Origin of the sequence: Methanofollis formosanus (assembly GCF_019633745.1) — an archaeon.
Taxonomy (GTDB): domain Archaea; phylum Halobacteriota; class Methanomicrobia; order Methanomicrobiales; family Methanofollaceae; genus Methanofollis; species Methanofollis formosanus.
On the sequence record NZ_CP037968.1, the window covers coordinates 732,029 to 746,395 of the forward strand.

Consider the following 14,367-nt stretch of genomic DNA (forward strand, 5'->3'; position numbering starts at 1 on the left):
CTATCCACGTGAAAAAGTACACGAGATTTCAATGACAGTCTACGTAGCCATGGACGATACCGACAACCTCAACTCCCGCGGGACCGGGAGGCTTGCCAGGTCTGTTGCAGCGGCCCTCGCCGAAGAGTATGAGGTCTTTGGCGTCACACGCCACCAGCTCTATGTCAACGACGCCATCCCCTATACCTCGCACAACTCCTGCGCCGTCCTTCACCTCCCGCATGCCGAAAAACAGGACATCCCTGCGATCTTCGAGATGACAGAACAGATGATGCTCGACGACTTCGTCGAGGGCAGCGACCCGGGCCTGGCCGTCGCCTCGGCCAGTCAGGTCACCCCGGCCCTCCTCGCCTTCGGCAAGGACGCCAAGTCAAAGGTGCTCACCCAGGAGATGGCACGAAGCCTTGCAAAGAACCTGGACATCAGGCTCAAGGGACTCGGCGGGACCGAAGACGGGGTCATCGGGTCCATGGCCGGAATCGGGCTTGCCCGGGCCGGGAACGACGGACGGTTCCTCCAGGTCGGACGGATCAGAGAGATCACCGGCCTGTGCACCGCCGAAGAACTTCTTGAGGCCGGGATCGATGCCATCATCACCCGTGACGGCCGGCAGGTCACAAAAGGGATCATCGAGGCACCGGAAGGAAAATCGGTGAAGCCCTGCCCGATCGGGGGCTGGGTCGTCCTCATCGTCGATGAACAGGACGGACACATCATCCCTGTGAAAAGAGATTGAGATGGAATTCCGCACCAGAGTCGTCGTCGCCTTTGCGCTGCTCATCGCCATCGCAGCAACGGCTCTGGCGGTTCAGATCTCTGCCGAGGGGCTTTACGGCCCTGAAACCGGGCGGGAACCCCCGGTCAGTTCGGACATGACCTTCTCGCGGGCCGACTTCCTCTACGGCCCGCAGGACTGGCGTCCATACCTCACCCCCCTCTCCCTCAATATACTCCCTGCCACCGGCGAGGACGAGCAGTGGTACTTCATGCTCGTCAGACTGAACGAAACCCCACAGGGCGGCAACCCGGCCCTGTATACGACCCGCTCGGTCGCCGTCGACTATGCCTTCAAAGACCTCTCCGGCACTGCCGCCTTCTACCTGTACGGCAAAAGGGCCGGGAGCGGGAGGGCATGGACCAGCAGGCAGGACGGCTACGGGGCCTCCGGCCTCGTGGTCACGGGGACGGCCGCACCCGGACGCGGGATGCCGCAGGCCTCTCCGTTCACGCACACCGGCGAGTGGGTGGAGATGAGACTTGCCAACACCCACGGCCTCGGCCCCGACGAGATCCCCACGGCGACCGTCGCCTTCTGGTTCCCGCAGAACAAAGTCGGGCAGGACGCCCTGCATATCACCACCGACCTCGCACAACGCAAAGGCCAGGTCACCACCGACGCCCCCTCCGCGGGACGTTTCTTCATCACCCATACGGGGGGAAGCCAGGTCGGCGCCGTGTACCTCCTCGTCGCCGTGGACCGACCCCAGCCCGACACCTTCTCGCTCAGGCTCATGACGGAGGCGGTATGATGACCAGAAAAGAACCCTACTTCTCCCCCTATGAGATCGCCGTCCTCTCCCTCTGCGGCGCCCTCATCTTTGTCTCGAAGGTGCTGATCAAAGTCCCGCTCCACTCGCCCGGCCACTCCAGTCTCTTTGTGGTGATCCCCTTCCTCGTCGGCTGCGGCGTGGTACGGAAACCCGGAGCCGCGACCTATATCGGCCTGATCACCGGACTGCTCGCCTCCTTCTTCGGGCTCGAAGCCCTCCATCTCTTCGACGTCTTCAAGTACCTCGCCATGGGCCTGGTCATCGACGCCACCGCCCTGGTCTTCAACTTCAGGATGGACAACCCCGCCGTGGGCTTCATCGCCGGCGCCGCCGGGAGCATCGCAAAGATGGCGGTGAACTACAGCGTCCACCTCCTCCTCGGCGTCCCGGCCACCTTCATCGTCCTCGGCGTAGGGGTGGCCTCGGTGACCCATCTGGTCTTCGGCGGGATCGGCGGAGTGATCGGTGCCCTTGTCATTGCCCGCCTCATCAGAGCAGGAGTGATCGCGGGTGCGCCCTCCTCGTCCTGACCCCATCATCGATATCCGCGGCCTCTCATGCACCTACCAGGACCGGGGCACGGTCCTGAGAGACCTCGACCTTTCCATCAAACCGGGAGAATTCGTTCTCCTCACCGGCCCCTCGGGTGCGGGAAAGTCCACGCTTCTCAGGTGCATCAACGGGCTCTTCCAGCATGACGGGATACAGGGCACGGCCACGGGGGACGTGCGGGTCTGCGGGAAAGACCCGGCCGCCACCCGCGTCTGCGACCTCGCACGCCTGGTCGGCACCGTCTTCCAGGACCCCGACCACCAGCTCTTCTCAAGCGATGTCGAGAGCGAGATCGCCTTCGGCCTCGAGCAACTCGGGACGGACCCCGCGAAGATGAAAGGACGGATCGATGAGGCGGCCGGAGCCGTCGGGGTCGGGCACCTCCTGCAGCGAGAGGTGAACGCCCTCTCCTGGGGAGAGCGGCAACGGGTCGCCATCGCCTCGGTCGTTGCGATGCGCCCCAGCGTCCTCCTCCTGGACGAACCGACCTCGGGGATAGACCAGAGCGGTGCGGGCCACCTCGTCTCTGTCCTGAAGAGGTTGAACGAGGAGACCGGGCTGACGATCGTCGTCGCCGAACACCGGTACGAACATTTCTCCAGGGTCTGTTCCAGACTCGTCTCGGTCCAGGACGGCGCGATCTGTTATGACGGCCCGCCGGTGAGTGCGGGGCTTCAGGCGCCTGAACGCGATCCGGCCGGCGACGGGACCGGATCGGAAGTGCCTGACCGCCCGCCTCTTCTCTCCTTTGAAGGGATCGTCTACACCTACCCCGGCGCCGCCCGCCCGGCCCTCAACGGCGCCACCCTCACGGTCCATGCCGGGGAGGTGGTCGTCCTCGCCGGTCCGAACGGGTCCGGGAAGAGCACGCTGCTCCGCCATGTCAACGGTCTTCTCACGCCCGACCGGGGAACCGTGAGGGTCGGAGGAGAGGAGATCAGAGGAAAGTCGGTGGCCGAGATCGCCTCGTCGGTCGGATTTCTTGCACAGCATGCCGACACCCAGCTCTTTGCCGAGACGATCGAGGACGAGATCTCTTTCGCACCCGAGAACCTCGGGTTCTCCCCGGAAAAAAAGGAGGCGTCGGTCGGTCGGGTGATGAACGCCCTGGGCCTGGACCGGATCGGCCGTCTTGCCCACCCTCTCAACCTCTCGGTCGGCGAGAAACAGCGAGTGGCCATTGCAGGCATCCTTGCCATGGAGACGCCGGTGCTTGTCCTCGACGAACCCACCCTTGGCCTCGACCCGGCCCGCAAGGCCGGACTTGCAGAGGGGTTGCGCCGCTATGCGAGGGACGGAAAGGCGGTGCTCGTCACCACCCACGACCGGGAGTTCGCCGCCCTCCTCGGCGGGCGCGAGGTCAGGATACAGGACGGAACGATCGTCCAGATAGGGAGAGCAGAGCAATGAAACGGCAGAGAGGGGTGCACTATATCAAGGAAAACACCTGGCTCCACCGCCTCGACCCCAGGACAAAACTGGTCGCCCTCGTCCTGTTCAGCATGGCGGCGATGGCGACCGAAGATGCCCGCCCTCTGCTCCTCGTCTTCGGGACCGTGCTCGCCATCGCCGCCCTCTCGCACCTGACCCGTCCCTTCATCAGGTCGCTGCGCCTCCTCCTCCCGGTCCTCATCTGTATCCTCGTCATCGACGCCTTCTTCCCGCGGGCCGCCTGGGGCACGACCTATTTCTCGGCCGAGGTCTGGATCTTCCACCCGGTCCTCTCCACCGGCGGGCTTCTCTTCTCGGCGGCGATGTGCCTGCGCCTCCTCGCGGTCGGAGGGTTTTCCTTTCTCTTCATCATGACGACCGCCTTCTCCGACTTTGTCAGAAGCCTGCGGGCCTCCGGCCTCCCCAACACCCTGGCCTTCTCCCTGGGCTATGCCCTCAGGTCGGTCTCGGCCCTCACCGAAGATATCGGAAACATCATGGACGCCCAGCGGTCCAGGGCCCTTGAGTTCGACAGAGGAAATCTCGTCAAGAACCGGCATAAGATCCTGGCCCTCGCCGTGCCCGCGACGGTCTCGGTCCTCTCCAGGGCGCGGCAGGTCTCCGAAGCGATGCAGTGCCGGGGCTTCGGGGCCGCCGCACGCCCGACCTGTTATCAGGTGCGGCGGACAGGGTGGGGGGAGGACGCCGCCCTGCTCGGATGTGTCCTCTTCGGCGTCGCGGCCTCCTTCCTCTTATGAGGGTTCAGCAATATTCCTCATACCATCACGGTCCCATCGCCATCCTGGGGGTCGGGTAGCTGCAAGCGTAGGCGAGTATGAGAAGACCCTAGGTCTTCGAGAGCGCTATCTGAATTATCCCGAAAATTGGATCTGCAAAGTTCGGCATGAACCCCTGGTTCGAGCATACGCGACGAAAATTTTCTGAGCAACGCTTCACGTGTGGGCGGATCCCAATCCTCGAGACGGGCTATCTGGAAGATCTGGTTTCATCGCCGCCCCCGCCCATCTTCGTCGTGGGAGTCCGGGGGTGAAACCCCCGGCGCGAGACACCGGTGAAGAACCTGCGATGGGGGGCGGCACGCCTGATCATCGCGTCTTCTCCACATGCTCGTCTCGGGGACAACACCACGGCGAAGCGCATGAGGGATAGCAGATCATCAGAGGGCCACCCTCACAAAAAAATTCACAGCACTCTTATGACCGACCGCAGGCATTGAGCACCGCTTCCATCAAGGCCAGGGTCCCCTCGACACCGACGATCGGCCGGGCATGGAGACGGACCTGCCCGCGCTGCGGGAAGGTGAGCCCGACGTACGACACCTCAGGGGCGGCGGCGTGCTCATATGAAGAGCCCAGGATGAGGTCGGGGTCGGCCGCGGCGATGCGGTCCTGCATCTCTTCCAGGGAGACCGTCGCGCCCTCGCCAGTGCGCGGGGCAAGGCAGACGATCTCTGCGTCGAGATAGCGCCGCAGGGCGCGGGCGGCAAAGTCGGCATATGCCCGCCCCCCGAAGACCGCCGCCGCCGGTGGGTCGTGACGGGCGAGAAACTTGTCGCAGAGATGGTCGATCCGCTCCTCCGCGGCCTGCGCCTCCTTCGCCACCGGGTCGGGGTCGAGGTCGCACCGGTCGGCGGCCGCCGAGACCGCGGCGACCGTCGCGTCCAGGCCGAGGAGGGAGCCCGCGTTTCTCCCGACCCCTGACGCAAGGTCCGGGTTGGTCTGGAGAGCCACCGGGCCGCACCGCTTCACCCGCTCGAGCGGGCCGGCGGCGAGGGCCGCGGCCACCTTCCCGCCTGCCAGGCTCACGAGCCGCTGCGTCTCATAAAGGTTGCCCAGGTAGAAGGGGTCGACCGGATTGAGCCCGTCGATGGTGACCCCCTCCTCCCTGTCCCCTACCTCGGGGGCGAGGGCCGCGAGCGCCCGCATATACCCTTCCTCCATCCTCCCGGCAAAACCCGGACTATCGACGACGACGACGTCCATGCCGTCGAGCGCTCCCCTGATGTCCTCGCCGATCACCGCCGGGACGCAGGAGAGGACGACCGCCACCGGGAGGCCTGAGGACGCCACCTCGGAGACGACCGAGCGGAGGCGCTCCTCTGAACCCATGATCACCTCGTCCTCGACGAGGAGGGTGGCATGCACCGGGCGCTTGAGGAGGGAGGCCGGATAGAAGTAGCAGCCCGACGAACCGTGGATCACCACCTCCAGTCCGGTAAATCCTGAAAGGCAGGCGACCGCCCCGGTCATCGCGCACGGCCAGAGCGGGTCGGGGCACGGACACTCAGGCACGGACTCGCCTCCTCCACCGGTGAAGCAGCCGCCTGATCCCGGCCGTCCCCACCGGCGGGCTGTACGGGAGACTGACCCCGGCGTCGTCGGAATCGACCTGCAGGTCGAGCGCCTCCATCACCCGTCGCACCGGCGTGCACTCCAGGGCCCTGAAGGTCATGGGGTCGAGAGAGAAGACCGAGCCGCGTAGGTCTGCAAACGAAGCAAGCATCGCGCGCTGCCGTTCCTCCTCCTGCCGCACCGCTTCTTCGGCCCGGAGGTCCAGGAGCACTCCCACCTCTTCGAGAAAGGCGGTGCTCCCCTCCAGACCGATGGGAAACGAGGAGATGTACGGGGTGCCGAACCGCTCCTTCAGCATCTCGCCCACCGGCGCCAGGGACGGTTCCCTGAGAATGTTGAGCCGCCCGGCCCCGACCTGCTTGAGGTCGGCATAGCGCACATCCCGGACAAAACGAAGCCCGACCTCGAGGCCCAGGGACGCAAGCAACCGTTCCACCTCGGTGAAGTTCTCCTCCACCTCGTACTCCAGGTTCTTCTCCCCGATGACGGTGACCGTCTCCCCGGCCTCCTCGACCGGGTCGGCCAGTCCCGCCATGGCCGTGAGAGCCGCGTTCAGCCCGTCGGAAAAACACCCGCCGAGAAAACCGGCGGTCGGGAGCAGGACCACCGGGACGCCGTAGTCCTCGCTGCAGACCGAAGCGGCGTCGTCCCCGATCGTCTCGGTGATGCAGGTGGTCAGGACAAAGATGACGCCCGGCCTCTTGTCGGCCACCGCCCTGAGGGTCGCGGCCAGGTCCTCCTCGCCGCCGAAGATCACGCCCTGCTCGGAGAGACCGGTCGGGACGATCCTCGGGACCGCGGGGCGCCCCTGCTCGGCCATGACCGCATGAAGAAGGGAGACGTTGTGGTGGGCGCAGCCCTCGGGGCCGTGGACCACCGTCACCGCGTCCTCTACCCCTGCCGTGATCGAGAGGGCGCCGGTGAGGGTGCACCCCTCATATCTCTGCGAACTGGAGTGCAAGGTCTTCGAGTTCATCCATCTCAAGAGGTGTCGGGGTCGACGTCCGGTCGTTGGTGAGGACACGCCCGGCAAGTTCCCGGTACACCGCCGCCTGCTCGGAGTCGGGGGCGTACTCCATCACCGTCTGCTTGTGGACCTCGGCGAGCTGCACGGTGCGTGAGCGCGGGATGTAGGCCACCATCTCGGAGTTGATCCGTTGCGCAAACTCGCGGACCAGTTCCTCCTCGCCGGCCATGTTCTTCGCGTTGCAGATGACGCCGGCAAGACTGCAGGTCTGCTTCGAGCGTTTTGCAAGGCGTGCCACCGCCTTGGCGATATTGTTCGCCGCGTACAGCGACATCAGTTCGCCCGAGGTGACCAGGTAGACCTCCTCGGCATAGCCCTCCCGCATCGGCATCGCAAACCCGCCGCAGACCACGTCACCGAGGACATCGTAGACAATAACGTCGCCGTGGAGCGCTCCAAGTCGTTCCAGAAGTCTGAAGGTGGCGATGATCCCGCGGCCGGCACACCCGATCCCGGGCTCAGGGCCGCCGGCCTCCACGCACCTGACACCGGCAAAGCCCTCGCGGACCACTTCGTCGATCGAGACGCCGTCCTCCCCCTTCTCCCGGACGAGGTCGAGGACGGTCGGGATCCATGCCCCGTTCATCAGCATCCTGGTGCTGTCCCTCTTCGGGTCGCACCCGATCTGGAGCACGTCGAGTCCTCTTGCTCCCAGTGCTGCGGAGAGGTTCGCGGAGGTGGTGGACTTCCCGATCCCACCCTTCCCGTAGAGGGCGATCTGTTTCATATCCCGGTACTATAGGAATACATCCGATATATAGTCGGTTGGTTTTAACACAAGAAATGTAGTTCTCTCCGATCGGAGATCCGGGCGTGATGCCGACGATACGCGGGCATGCTGGATGAACCGTTTCTGAAGCGGACCGGTCCACCCCAACGTCAAGAGAGAGAGAGCCAAGTGCGGCAAAACCGGCTTTTTAGAATTGCTCATGAGGCGAAAGCACGCCTCAAGAATACGTGATGAAAATATCATACCAGAACTGGATCGATTCTTGATCCTCACCCTGGCGTTCGAGGAGTGAATCGAAGTCGAGCATCATGCCGCCCCCATCCATCTTCGTCGTGGGGGGTTCGGGGGGTGCAATCCCCCCGGCGCGAGGTGGCGGTGAAGATCCGACGATTGTGGGCGGCTCGTCGATCATCATAGGCCTTCCCCTCACTCAAACCCTTTGGCAAGGCCGACGAAGAGGACCAGGATCGGCACCAGTTCCAGACGCCCGAACCACATCAGGAAGATAAAGAGCCACTTGGAACCCAGGCTCATATCGGGCGTGACAAAACCGGTGCTGATCCCGTTGTTGCAGAAGGCCGAGACGATCTCGAAGATCACATGCGAGGACTCGAAGGGGGCGCCGTGCTCCAGGTGGAAGACAACGATGGTGCAGATGAAGACGGTGAGGAAGTAGAGGATGATGATCAGCATGTTCTTCGAGACCTCGACCTCGGCGATGTTCTTCTGCACCGTCTTGCCCCCATGTCTGAAGGGGACGACGACCTTGCCGGAGACGAAGATCCGCTTGAACCACCAGACAAGACTTTCGAGCCCGAGGATCACCCTGGAGATCTTCATCCCACCGGCGGTCGACCCTGAAGACCCGCCGATGAGCATGAAGATCACCAGGAAGAGGACCGTGACCGACGGCCAGGTGTAGGGGGAGGTGTTCTGGAAACCGGTGCTCGTGATCCCCGCGGTCGCCATGAAGAGGCCCTGACGGATGGCGTCCATGGTCTCTGCGCCGGTGAGGTACACGAGGTCGAGGGCGACGACCAGAAATCCCACACCGGTGAGGGCGAGGAGGGCGATGGCCTGACGGTCTCCGAAGAAGCCGAACTTGCGGTTATGGTACATCAGGTAGTAGAGCTTGAAGGGCATCGCACCGGCGATCATCACCGGGACAAGGAGGAACTCGAGGGTCGCGTTCTGGTAGAAGGGAATCCCTTCCGAGTGGACGGTGAACCCGCCGGTGGCGATGGCGGTCATCGCAAGGTTCGTGGCATCCCAGAGCGTGACGCCGGAGAGGAGGACAAGCCCGATGGAGAGGAGCGTGATGATAATATAGATCCGCCACATCGCAAACCCGGTCGCGACGACACTCGGCATGAAGGCCTCGGTCCTGCCCTCTGAGCGGTACAGCCCCCGCTGGACCAGCCCGGAACGGCTTGCCAGGGCGATGGTGAAGGCGACGATCCCGATCCCGCCGAGCCATTGCATGAAGGACCGCCAGAAGAGAAGCGTTCTGGGAGTGGCGTCGACGTCGGGGAGGAGCGTCATGCCAGTGTCGGTCCACCCGGACATCGCCTCAAAGATGCTGTCAGTGATCGGCATCCCGAGGCCGACGATGAAGGGAACCGACCCGATGACCGCCGAGAGAAGCCAGATGAGCGCGACGGCCGCAAGGGCCGCGGAGAGTTTGGCCTCACGGGCAGGACGGGGCACCTGCATCAGCAGCGTGCCGAAGACGACATAGATGATGGGGACGAGCCCCATGGGCAGGAGCATCTCCCACTCCTGATAGATGAGGGCGACAATGAGGGGGAGGCAGGTGACGACCCCAATAAATCTGAGGATCCTCCCGATATCTGGAGCGATAGCGGAGATATACTCTGTCCGGTCCATCCAGACAAGGTTCTGCTCCTGACCTCTTATCCTTTTTCTCTCCTCGGTCAGGGCGGGTCTCGCCGTCCTTCGCCGGTGAGCACGAACCAGCGGTTGATGATCCGCCAGGCAAGGATGAGTTCTGCGACTTCGCCGGCCGGGAGATAATGACGGTTCTGATAGACCTCCACCCCCTCGGCACTGGTCTGCTGACCGATGGTCCTGGCGAGTTTTCTGATGGCCGAATGGTTCAATTCGCCGTCGAGGGTGATCGCGCTCATCTCCCTGCCGTCGAGAGATTCGACGCTGTACCCGAGGCTGAACGGGCGGTCGGAGAGCATCAGGATCTCGCCGAGGTCGATGGATAGGCCGATCTCCATCGTCTGCCGCACCAGCGGTTTCTGATAGAGCGTGACCTGATAGATGTCATGCTCCAGGCTCGCCTCGCGCCCGTAGCCCGAGCAGGCGATCCCGATCACCACATCGGCATATCGCCGCTGGGGGGCGATGTAGCGTTCGTAGTCGGGAAGGCGGGCCTCCATCTCGGCGAGCACCTCTTCTTTCCGGTAGCCGCGCCGTTCCATGTCGCGCCGGAGTTTCCAGAGCCTCTTGACCGCCGGGTCGGGGTCGACGAAGAGCGAGAAGTCGAGGAGGCCGCGCAGGGCCGGGGTGAAGAGGGTGTGGAGGCCCTCCAGGATGAGCACCCGCGCCGGGGAGAAAGGAACCGGGTCGGCAAAAGTGCCGGCGGTGTGGTCGTAAATCGGTTTCTCGATCGATTTCCCGTCTTTCAGGCGGCTGATATGCTCGGCCAGGAGGTCGAGGTCGTTTGCTTCAGGGACGAGCGGGGTGATCCCGAGGTGCCTGCGTTCCTCGCGATCGTAGCGGTGATAGTCGTCGAGGGTGATGGTCGCGACGAGTTCGGGGCCGAAGATCGCCCTGATCGCCCGGGTAAAGGTGGTCTTCCCCGACCCGCTGTCTCCCGCCACCCCGATGGTGAAGACCCGATCCGAGCATGCGAGTTGTTCCCTGAAGTTGGGCGGTTTCATCATCCGAACTTATGGGCCCGGATGAATAAGGCTTGCGCACCCTCTTCCACTGGAGGGGATGAAACAGAGTCTTTCGAAATCGCGGCAGAGGGGATCCTCCGGGTCACCAGGAAGAGCACTTGAAGGAGATCGGGGTTCACGGGAGATCGGGGTCGATGAACCTCTGCACAGCCGGATATTCTCGAATATAACCATATTTTGGCCCTGTAGAATTCACCATGAACCCCCGGCTCAAGCATACGCGATGAAAATTTCCCGTCGCTTGATCTCCCATATTCAGACAGGAGAATCGGGGGGATCGAGTTCCATCGCCGCCCCCACCTATCTTCGTCGTGGGGGGTCCGGGGGTGCAACCCCCGGCGCGAGATTGTGAGAAAGATTTGATGATTTAGGGCAGCCAATCTATCATAGGAAGTCTCTAATCCCGGTGTATCGGCTTCAAATGAGTATGGCGAGTTCAAACTCCCATGCAAACCTGAAGAGAGGATCTTCGGGATCATTTTCATGGTAAACCCTCACCTTTTCTGGGTGCGAATGCGATTCAACCGCCTTCTCCCATCTTCATCCCGGGGGTCCGGTGGCTGAGTCCCCGGCATAAGCATGAGGGAAGGCGATGGATGAAGGTCGCAGGAGGGTTGAGGTGATGAAAAGGGGATGTTTTCTACAGAGCCATATTTTTGGAGTCTCTCGGCCAGAACCCGCAGATATTCCCTTCAAAATCGAGCCGATTTCCGGCCGGACTCAGGGCCCATATTTCGACGTACCGTACCCGACCAGGGTCACCATATCTCTGCCAATCATACGGGCCCTCTGAGGGCGTCGAGAGTGCAGGTATTTTCCGGCATTTCTTGAATCGGCTCCATTCTGTCGGGATCGCAGGATATGCCCGATACGGCCCCCGATCGGAGTGGCTGATCCCAGAAAGGAGGCATATATGGTCAGATCTCCAGAGAGGTGGGGGCGGCCCATCGGTCCCCCGGAATCCACCCTCAGACAGAGGATAGGGGGGGCAGGCGAAGAGATTTCTGACCATTTCCCTCTCGCAAGGAGAAGGATCAATAGGATCAATCCTTCCACGCTCACGAAAACTGCGACATGAGATTTTCATGGAGCATATCCCAAAACTCTCTGAGGCCTGAACATCCCCTCAGATCGAAGCGCTTCATATCTGGAATTCTGAACCCTATCCTCCACCGGAGGGCGTGCCGCCCGCGGACCCCCCGCTGATGAAGATTGGTGGAGGATCGCAGCCCATCTTCATGGCCTCTCGCCGCCTTCTCGCCCTAATCGCCATCCCTGGGGTCCGGGGGCAGCGCCCCCGGCGCGAAGATGGAGGAAGGCGTGATGATGATGATCAGGCGTGCCGCCCTCATCGCAGACTCTTCACCGCCGTCTCGCGCCGAGGGGCGGCGATAGAGTGGTGTTCACACTCACCATACCATCACACGGGAATGATCATAGACTCTTCCACACCCGAAGATTTCATCAGAAAAATTTTCATCGCGTATGCTTGAGCCGGAGGTTCACGCCTGATTCAACACAGCCAAAAAAAAATTATTTCCGATTCGTCCAGAGCCCGTGGATATTGCAGTAGATGCGGGTCTTTGCGTTGGTGTCGTCCACCGGGAACTCTGCCTCCGGCGCATCGCCGGGTTTGAGTTTGTGGACACAGAGTTTGCGCCCCTTCCTGACCTCGACCCATTCGATATAGTGCTTCTCCTCCATCGGGTGGGGGACGCTTCCGATCTTGACCTTTATGCCTCCTGCAGCCTTCTCAAGGACAGGGACATGCTTCTCGCCCATCCCGGCCTCCTCCCACTGCTCCTCCATCCTGATCATCGGCCGCCCGCAACAGACCAGTTCGCCCTCGCCGGCATGGGCGATCTTCACGACGTTCCCGCATTCCTCACATTTGTAGACGTCCAGGATTTTGGTCATCATACATGCCTCCTACGATCTGGGGACTACATCTTCATGCTTTTTAACGATTGTGTCGGCGAGACCGGCCAGCGCCGCAAGGTCCTCGCCGCCCGGATAGCCCCGCACATAGACCGGTTCGATCATCTCGGCATCCAGATGGGAGAGCGTCTCCTTGAGGTGCTGCACCGTCTTCCCGCCCCAGCCGTACGAACCGATGACCGAGACGAACTTCGTCTTCGGCCTGAGGATCGAGAGGAGATACGAGGCATGGACCGCCGCCGGGTGCGGACCGAAGAGCACGGTCGGCGCCGCGAAGACGATCGTCGCGGCGTCGACGGCCGTCATCGCCACCTCACCGAGGTCCGCCCGGGTGAGGTCGTAGGGCTGCACCTCCACACCCCGCTCGATGAGGGCGTCGGTGAAGAAGGAGACCATCTTCGCGGTGCTGCCGTGCATCGAGACATAGGGGATGAGGACCAGGTTCTTCACCGCATCAGAGGTCCACTCCGCATAGGCGTCGAGGATGAGCACAGGGTTGCGGTACAGCGGCCCGTGGCTCGGGGCGATGACCTGCAGGTCCAGGGCACTCACCCGTTCGAGGGCCGCCCTCACACTCGCCCTGAAGGGCATCATGATCTCGGCATAGTAACGTTTGGCCGCGGGGCGGATCTGCATGAAGTCGTCGGCATAGAGTTCGCTCGTGGCAAGGTGAGAACCGAAGAGGTCACAGGAGAAGAGGATCCCGTCCTCGCGTTCATAGGTCATCATCGTCTCGGGCCAGTGAACCCAGGGGGTGACCATGAACTCAAGGGTCTTCCCGCCGAGGTCGAGGGCCTCTCCGTCCTTGACGATCCGGATCCGCTCCTCAGGCACGAGGAGAAGACGCAGCAGGAGGTCCCGGCACTTCTCGTCGGCGATGACCGTCGCCGCCGGGAACATCTCCAGGAGGAGCGGGAGCGTCCCGGAGTGGTCCTGCTCGGCATGGTTGATCACGATGTAGTCGAGCGAGCCGAGGCCGAGCCGCATCAGGTTCTTGAGGAGGTCTTCCTCGAACTTCGGGTCGACGGTGTCGATGAGCGCCGTCTTCTCGCTTCCCTTCACCACATAGGCATTGTAACTCGTCCCCTGCGGGGTGCCGATCAGGGCGTCGAAGAGACGCAGGTTCCAGTCGACGGCCCCCACCGCGTGGACGCCGGGTGCGATCTCACGTACCGCCATCGCTCATCCGACCTGGTTGAACTTTGCCTTCACGGCCCCGCAGATCGGGCACGTCCATTCGTCAGGCAGGTTTACAAACCCGGTCCCTGCAGCAATACCCTGGCCGGGCTCCCCCTTTGCCGGGTCATAGATATGACCACAGATCGAGCACTTGTATTTCGTCATGGGATCACCTGCCCAGTCGTCATTTTCTGCTATAAGTCTTCGTATCAGGAAAGAACAGAAGATGCAGGAAGGGAAGGCCTTCCAGCCGCCGGTGAATCGCGTACCGGCTCAGTTCATCTTCACAAAGTCGCTCTTCGCCGCCCCGCAGACCGGACAGGTCCAATCGTCGGGGAGGTCTTCAAAGGGGGTACCCGGCCCGACCGCACCGTCTGGGTCTCCTTTCTCAGGGTCGTAGATATATCCGCAGATTGTGCATTGATAACGGTCCATAGTTCACCGTTCTTCACCTCGCACCTTTTCTCATATATCTTTTCCGAAACAATCCCGGCATGTCCGGGATGTTCCGGGAAATATCTGAGATCCGAAACTCTCGCAGATCAGGTCTTAGAAGAGCCCTGATCCATGTCTTCCATCGGCATTCACCTCTTCATGGAGATTGGTTGTGTCCTTCCCTCATCAGATCCGGTCTACCATCTCGTGAGAGGATAGG

15 protein-coding genes and 1 pseudogene are annotated in these 14,367 nt (G+C 62.4%); 6 read left to right on the top strand and 10 right to left on the bottom strand.

Features of this window, described 5'->3' with window-relative positions; all coding sequences use genetic code 11:
• The first annotated feature begins 31 nt into the window (after positions 1–31).
• The 6 genes and pseudogenes from E2N92_RS03210 to E2N92_RS03230 all read left to right on the top strand — a co-directional run bounded on the left by E2N92_RS03210 (position 32) and on the right by E2N92_RS03230 (position 4,291).
• Entirely contained in the window at positions 32–736 is a 705-nt protein-coding gene (locus E2N92_RS03210; RefSeq protein WP_220682262.1) for an ABC transporter substrate-binding protein, read from the top strand.
• A 1-nt stretch (position 737) separates the two neighbouring features.
• On the top strand, positions 738–1,529 hold the full coding sequence (locus E2N92_RS03215) for a hypothetical protein (protein WP_220682263.1): 792 nt from the start codon (positions 738–740) through the stop codon (positions 1,527–1,529).
• Positions 1,526–2,080 carry an ECF transporter S component gene (locus E2N92_RS03220; RefSeq protein WP_220682264.1) on the top strand — a complete coding sequence of 185 codons (555 nt, stop codon included), beginning with the start codon at positions 1,526–1,528 and terminating at the stop codon, positions 2,078–2,080. Before E2N92_RS03215 ends, E2N92_RS03220 begins: the two co-directional genes overlap by 4 nt.
• Positions 2,061–2,582, top strand: a pseudogene (locus E2N92_RS13780) (energy-coupling factor ABC transporter ATP-binding protein); the annotation flags it as partial. The gene E2N92_RS03220 and the pseudogene E2N92_RS13780, both read left to right, overlap by 20 nt.
• A complete protein-coding gene (locus E2N92_RS03225; RefSeq protein ID WP_425515764.1) occupies positions 2,556–3,512 on the top strand; it encodes an energy-coupling factor ABC transporter ATP-binding protein in 957 nt (318 codons plus the stop codon). The pseudogene E2N92_RS13780 and the gene E2N92_RS03225, both read left to right, overlap by 27 nt.
• Positions 3,509–4,291, top strand: a complete 783-nt coding sequence (locus E2N92_RS03230; protein ID WP_220682266.1) for an energy-coupling factor transporter transmembrane component T family protein — start codon at positions 3,509–3,511, stop codon at positions 4,289–4,291. Before E2N92_RS03225 ends, E2N92_RS03230 begins: the two co-directional genes overlap by 4 nt.
• A 456-nt stretch (positions 4,292–4,747) precedes the next feature.
• On the opposite strand, the gene E2N92_RS03235 is transcribed toward E2N92_RS03230, so the two are convergent.
• The 10 genes from E2N92_RS03235 to rd form a co-directional block, all read right to left on the bottom strand.
• Positions 4,748–5,845, bottom strand: a complete 1,098-nt coding sequence (locus tag E2N92_RS03235; protein ID WP_246589294.1) for a nitrogenase component 1 — start codon at positions 5,843–5,845, stop codon at positions 4,748–4,750.
• Complete coding sequence (locus E2N92_RS03240; RefSeq protein WP_220682267.1) at positions 5,838–6,881, bottom strand: nitrogenase component 1; 1,044 nt, start codon at positions 6,879–6,881, stop codon at positions 5,838–5,840. The genes E2N92_RS03235 and E2N92_RS03240 overlap by 8 nt, the downstream gene beginning before the upstream one ends.
• A complete protein-coding gene (gene cfbC / locus E2N92_RS03245; protein WP_220682268.1) occupies positions 6,841–7,659 on the bottom strand; it encodes a Ni-sirohydrochlorin a,c-diamide reductive cyclase ATP-dependent reductase subunit in 819 nt (272 codons plus the stop codon). Before cfbC ends, E2N92_RS03240 begins: the two co-directional genes overlap by 41 nt.
• 220 nt (positions 7,660–7,879) lie before the next feature.
• Positions 7,880–8,077 (bottom strand): hypothetical protein, encoded by a 198-nt coding sequence (locus tag E2N92_RS03250; RefSeq protein WP_220682269.1) that lies wholly within the window; start codon positions 8,075–8,077, stop codon positions 7,880–7,882.
• Positions 8,078–8,088: 11 nt separating this feature from the next.
• Positions 8,089–9,549 (bottom strand): TrkH family potassium uptake protein, encoded by a 1,461-nt coding sequence (locus E2N92_RS03255; protein ID WP_220682270.1) that lies wholly within the window; start codon positions 9,547–9,549, stop codon positions 8,089–8,091.
• A gap of 47 nt (positions 9,550–9,596) precedes the next feature.
• Positions 9,597–10,574 carry a phosphoribulokinase gene (locus tag E2N92_RS03260; RefSeq protein ID WP_220682271.1) on the bottom strand — a complete coding sequence of 326 codons (978 nt, stop codon included), beginning with the start codon at positions 10,572–10,574 and terminating at the stop codon, positions 9,597–9,599.
• Between the two features lie 1,554 nt (positions 10,575–12,128).
• Positions 12,129–12,515, bottom strand: a complete 387-nt coding sequence (locus E2N92_RS03265) for a desulfoferrodoxin (protein ID WP_343222855.1) — start codon at positions 12,513–12,515, stop codon at positions 12,129–12,131.
• Positions 12,516–12,524: 9 nt separating this feature from the next.
• Positions 12,525–13,712, bottom strand: a complete 1,188-nt coding sequence (locus E2N92_RS03270; RefSeq protein ID WP_220682272.1) for an FprA family A-type flavoprotein — start codon at positions 13,710–13,712, stop codon at positions 12,525–12,527.
• A 3-nt stretch (positions 13,713–13,715) separates the two neighbouring features.
• Complete coding sequence (locus E2N92_RS03275; protein ID WP_220682273.1) at positions 13,716–13,877, bottom strand: rubredoxin; 162 nt, start codon at positions 13,875–13,877, stop codon at positions 13,716–13,718.
• A gap of 108 nt (positions 13,878–13,985) precedes the next feature.
• Entirely contained in the window at positions 13,986–14,147 is a 162-nt protein-coding gene (gene rd / locus E2N92_RS03280) for a rubredoxin (RefSeq protein ID WP_220682274.1), read from the bottom strand.
• Positions 14,148–14,367: the final 220 nt, after the last annotated feature.

Excerpts from the sequence above, each read along its gene's own strand:
- E2N92_RS03210 (WP_220682262.1), top strand. The coding sequence starts at position 32 with ATGACAGTCTACGTAGCCATGGACGATACCGACAACCTCAACTCCCGC.
- E2N92_RS03215 (WP_220682263.1), top strand. The coding sequence starts at position 738 with ATGGAATTCCGCACCAGAGTCGTCGTCGCCTTTGCGCTGCTCATCGCC.
- E2N92_RS03220 (WP_220682264.1), top strand. The coding sequence starts at position 1,526 with ATGATGACCAGAAAAGAACCCTACTTCTCCCCCTATGAGATCGCCGTC.
- E2N92_RS03225 (WP_425515764.1), top strand. The coding sequence starts at position 2,556 with ATGCGCCCCAGCGTCCTCCTCCTGGACGAACCGACCTCGGGGATAGAC.
- E2N92_RS03230 (WP_220682266.1), top strand. The coding sequence starts at position 3,509 with ATGAAACGGCAGAGAGGGGTGCACTATATCAAGGAAAACACCTGGCTC.
- E2N92_RS03240 (WP_220682267.1), bottom strand. The coding sequence starts at position 6,881 with ATGAACTCGAAGACCTTGCACTCCAGTTCGCAGAGATATGAGGGGTGC.
- cfbC (WP_220682268.1), bottom strand. The coding sequence starts at position 7,659 with ATGAAACAGATCGCCCTCTACGGGAAGGGTGGGATCGGGAAGTCCACC.
- E2N92_RS03250 (WP_220682269.1), bottom strand. The coding sequence starts at position 8,077 with ATGATGATCGACGAGCCGCCCACAATCGTCGGATCTTCACCGCCACCT.
- E2N92_RS03255 (WP_220682270.1), bottom strand. The coding sequence starts at position 9,549 with ATGGACCGGACAGAGTATATCTCCGCTATCGCTCCAGATATCGGGAGG.
- E2N92_RS03260 (WP_220682271.1), bottom strand. The coding sequence starts at position 10,574 with ATGAAACCGCCCAACTTCAGGGAACAACTCGCATGCTCGGATCGGGTC.
- E2N92_RS03265 (WP_343222855.1), bottom strand. The coding sequence starts at position 12,515 with ATGATGACCAAAATCCTGGACGTCTACAAATGTGAGGAATGCGGGAAC.
- E2N92_RS03270 (WP_220682272.1), bottom strand. The coding sequence starts at position 13,712 with ATGGCGGTACGTGAGATCGCACCCGGCGTCCACGCGGTGGGGGCCGTC.
- E2N92_RS03275 (WP_220682273.1), bottom strand. The coding sequence starts at position 13,877 with ATGACGAAATACAAGTGCTCGATCTGTGGTCATATCTATGACCCGGCA.
- rd (WP_220682274.1), bottom strand. The coding sequence starts at position 14,147 with ATGGACCGTTATCAATGCACAATCTGCGGATATATCTACGACCCTGAG.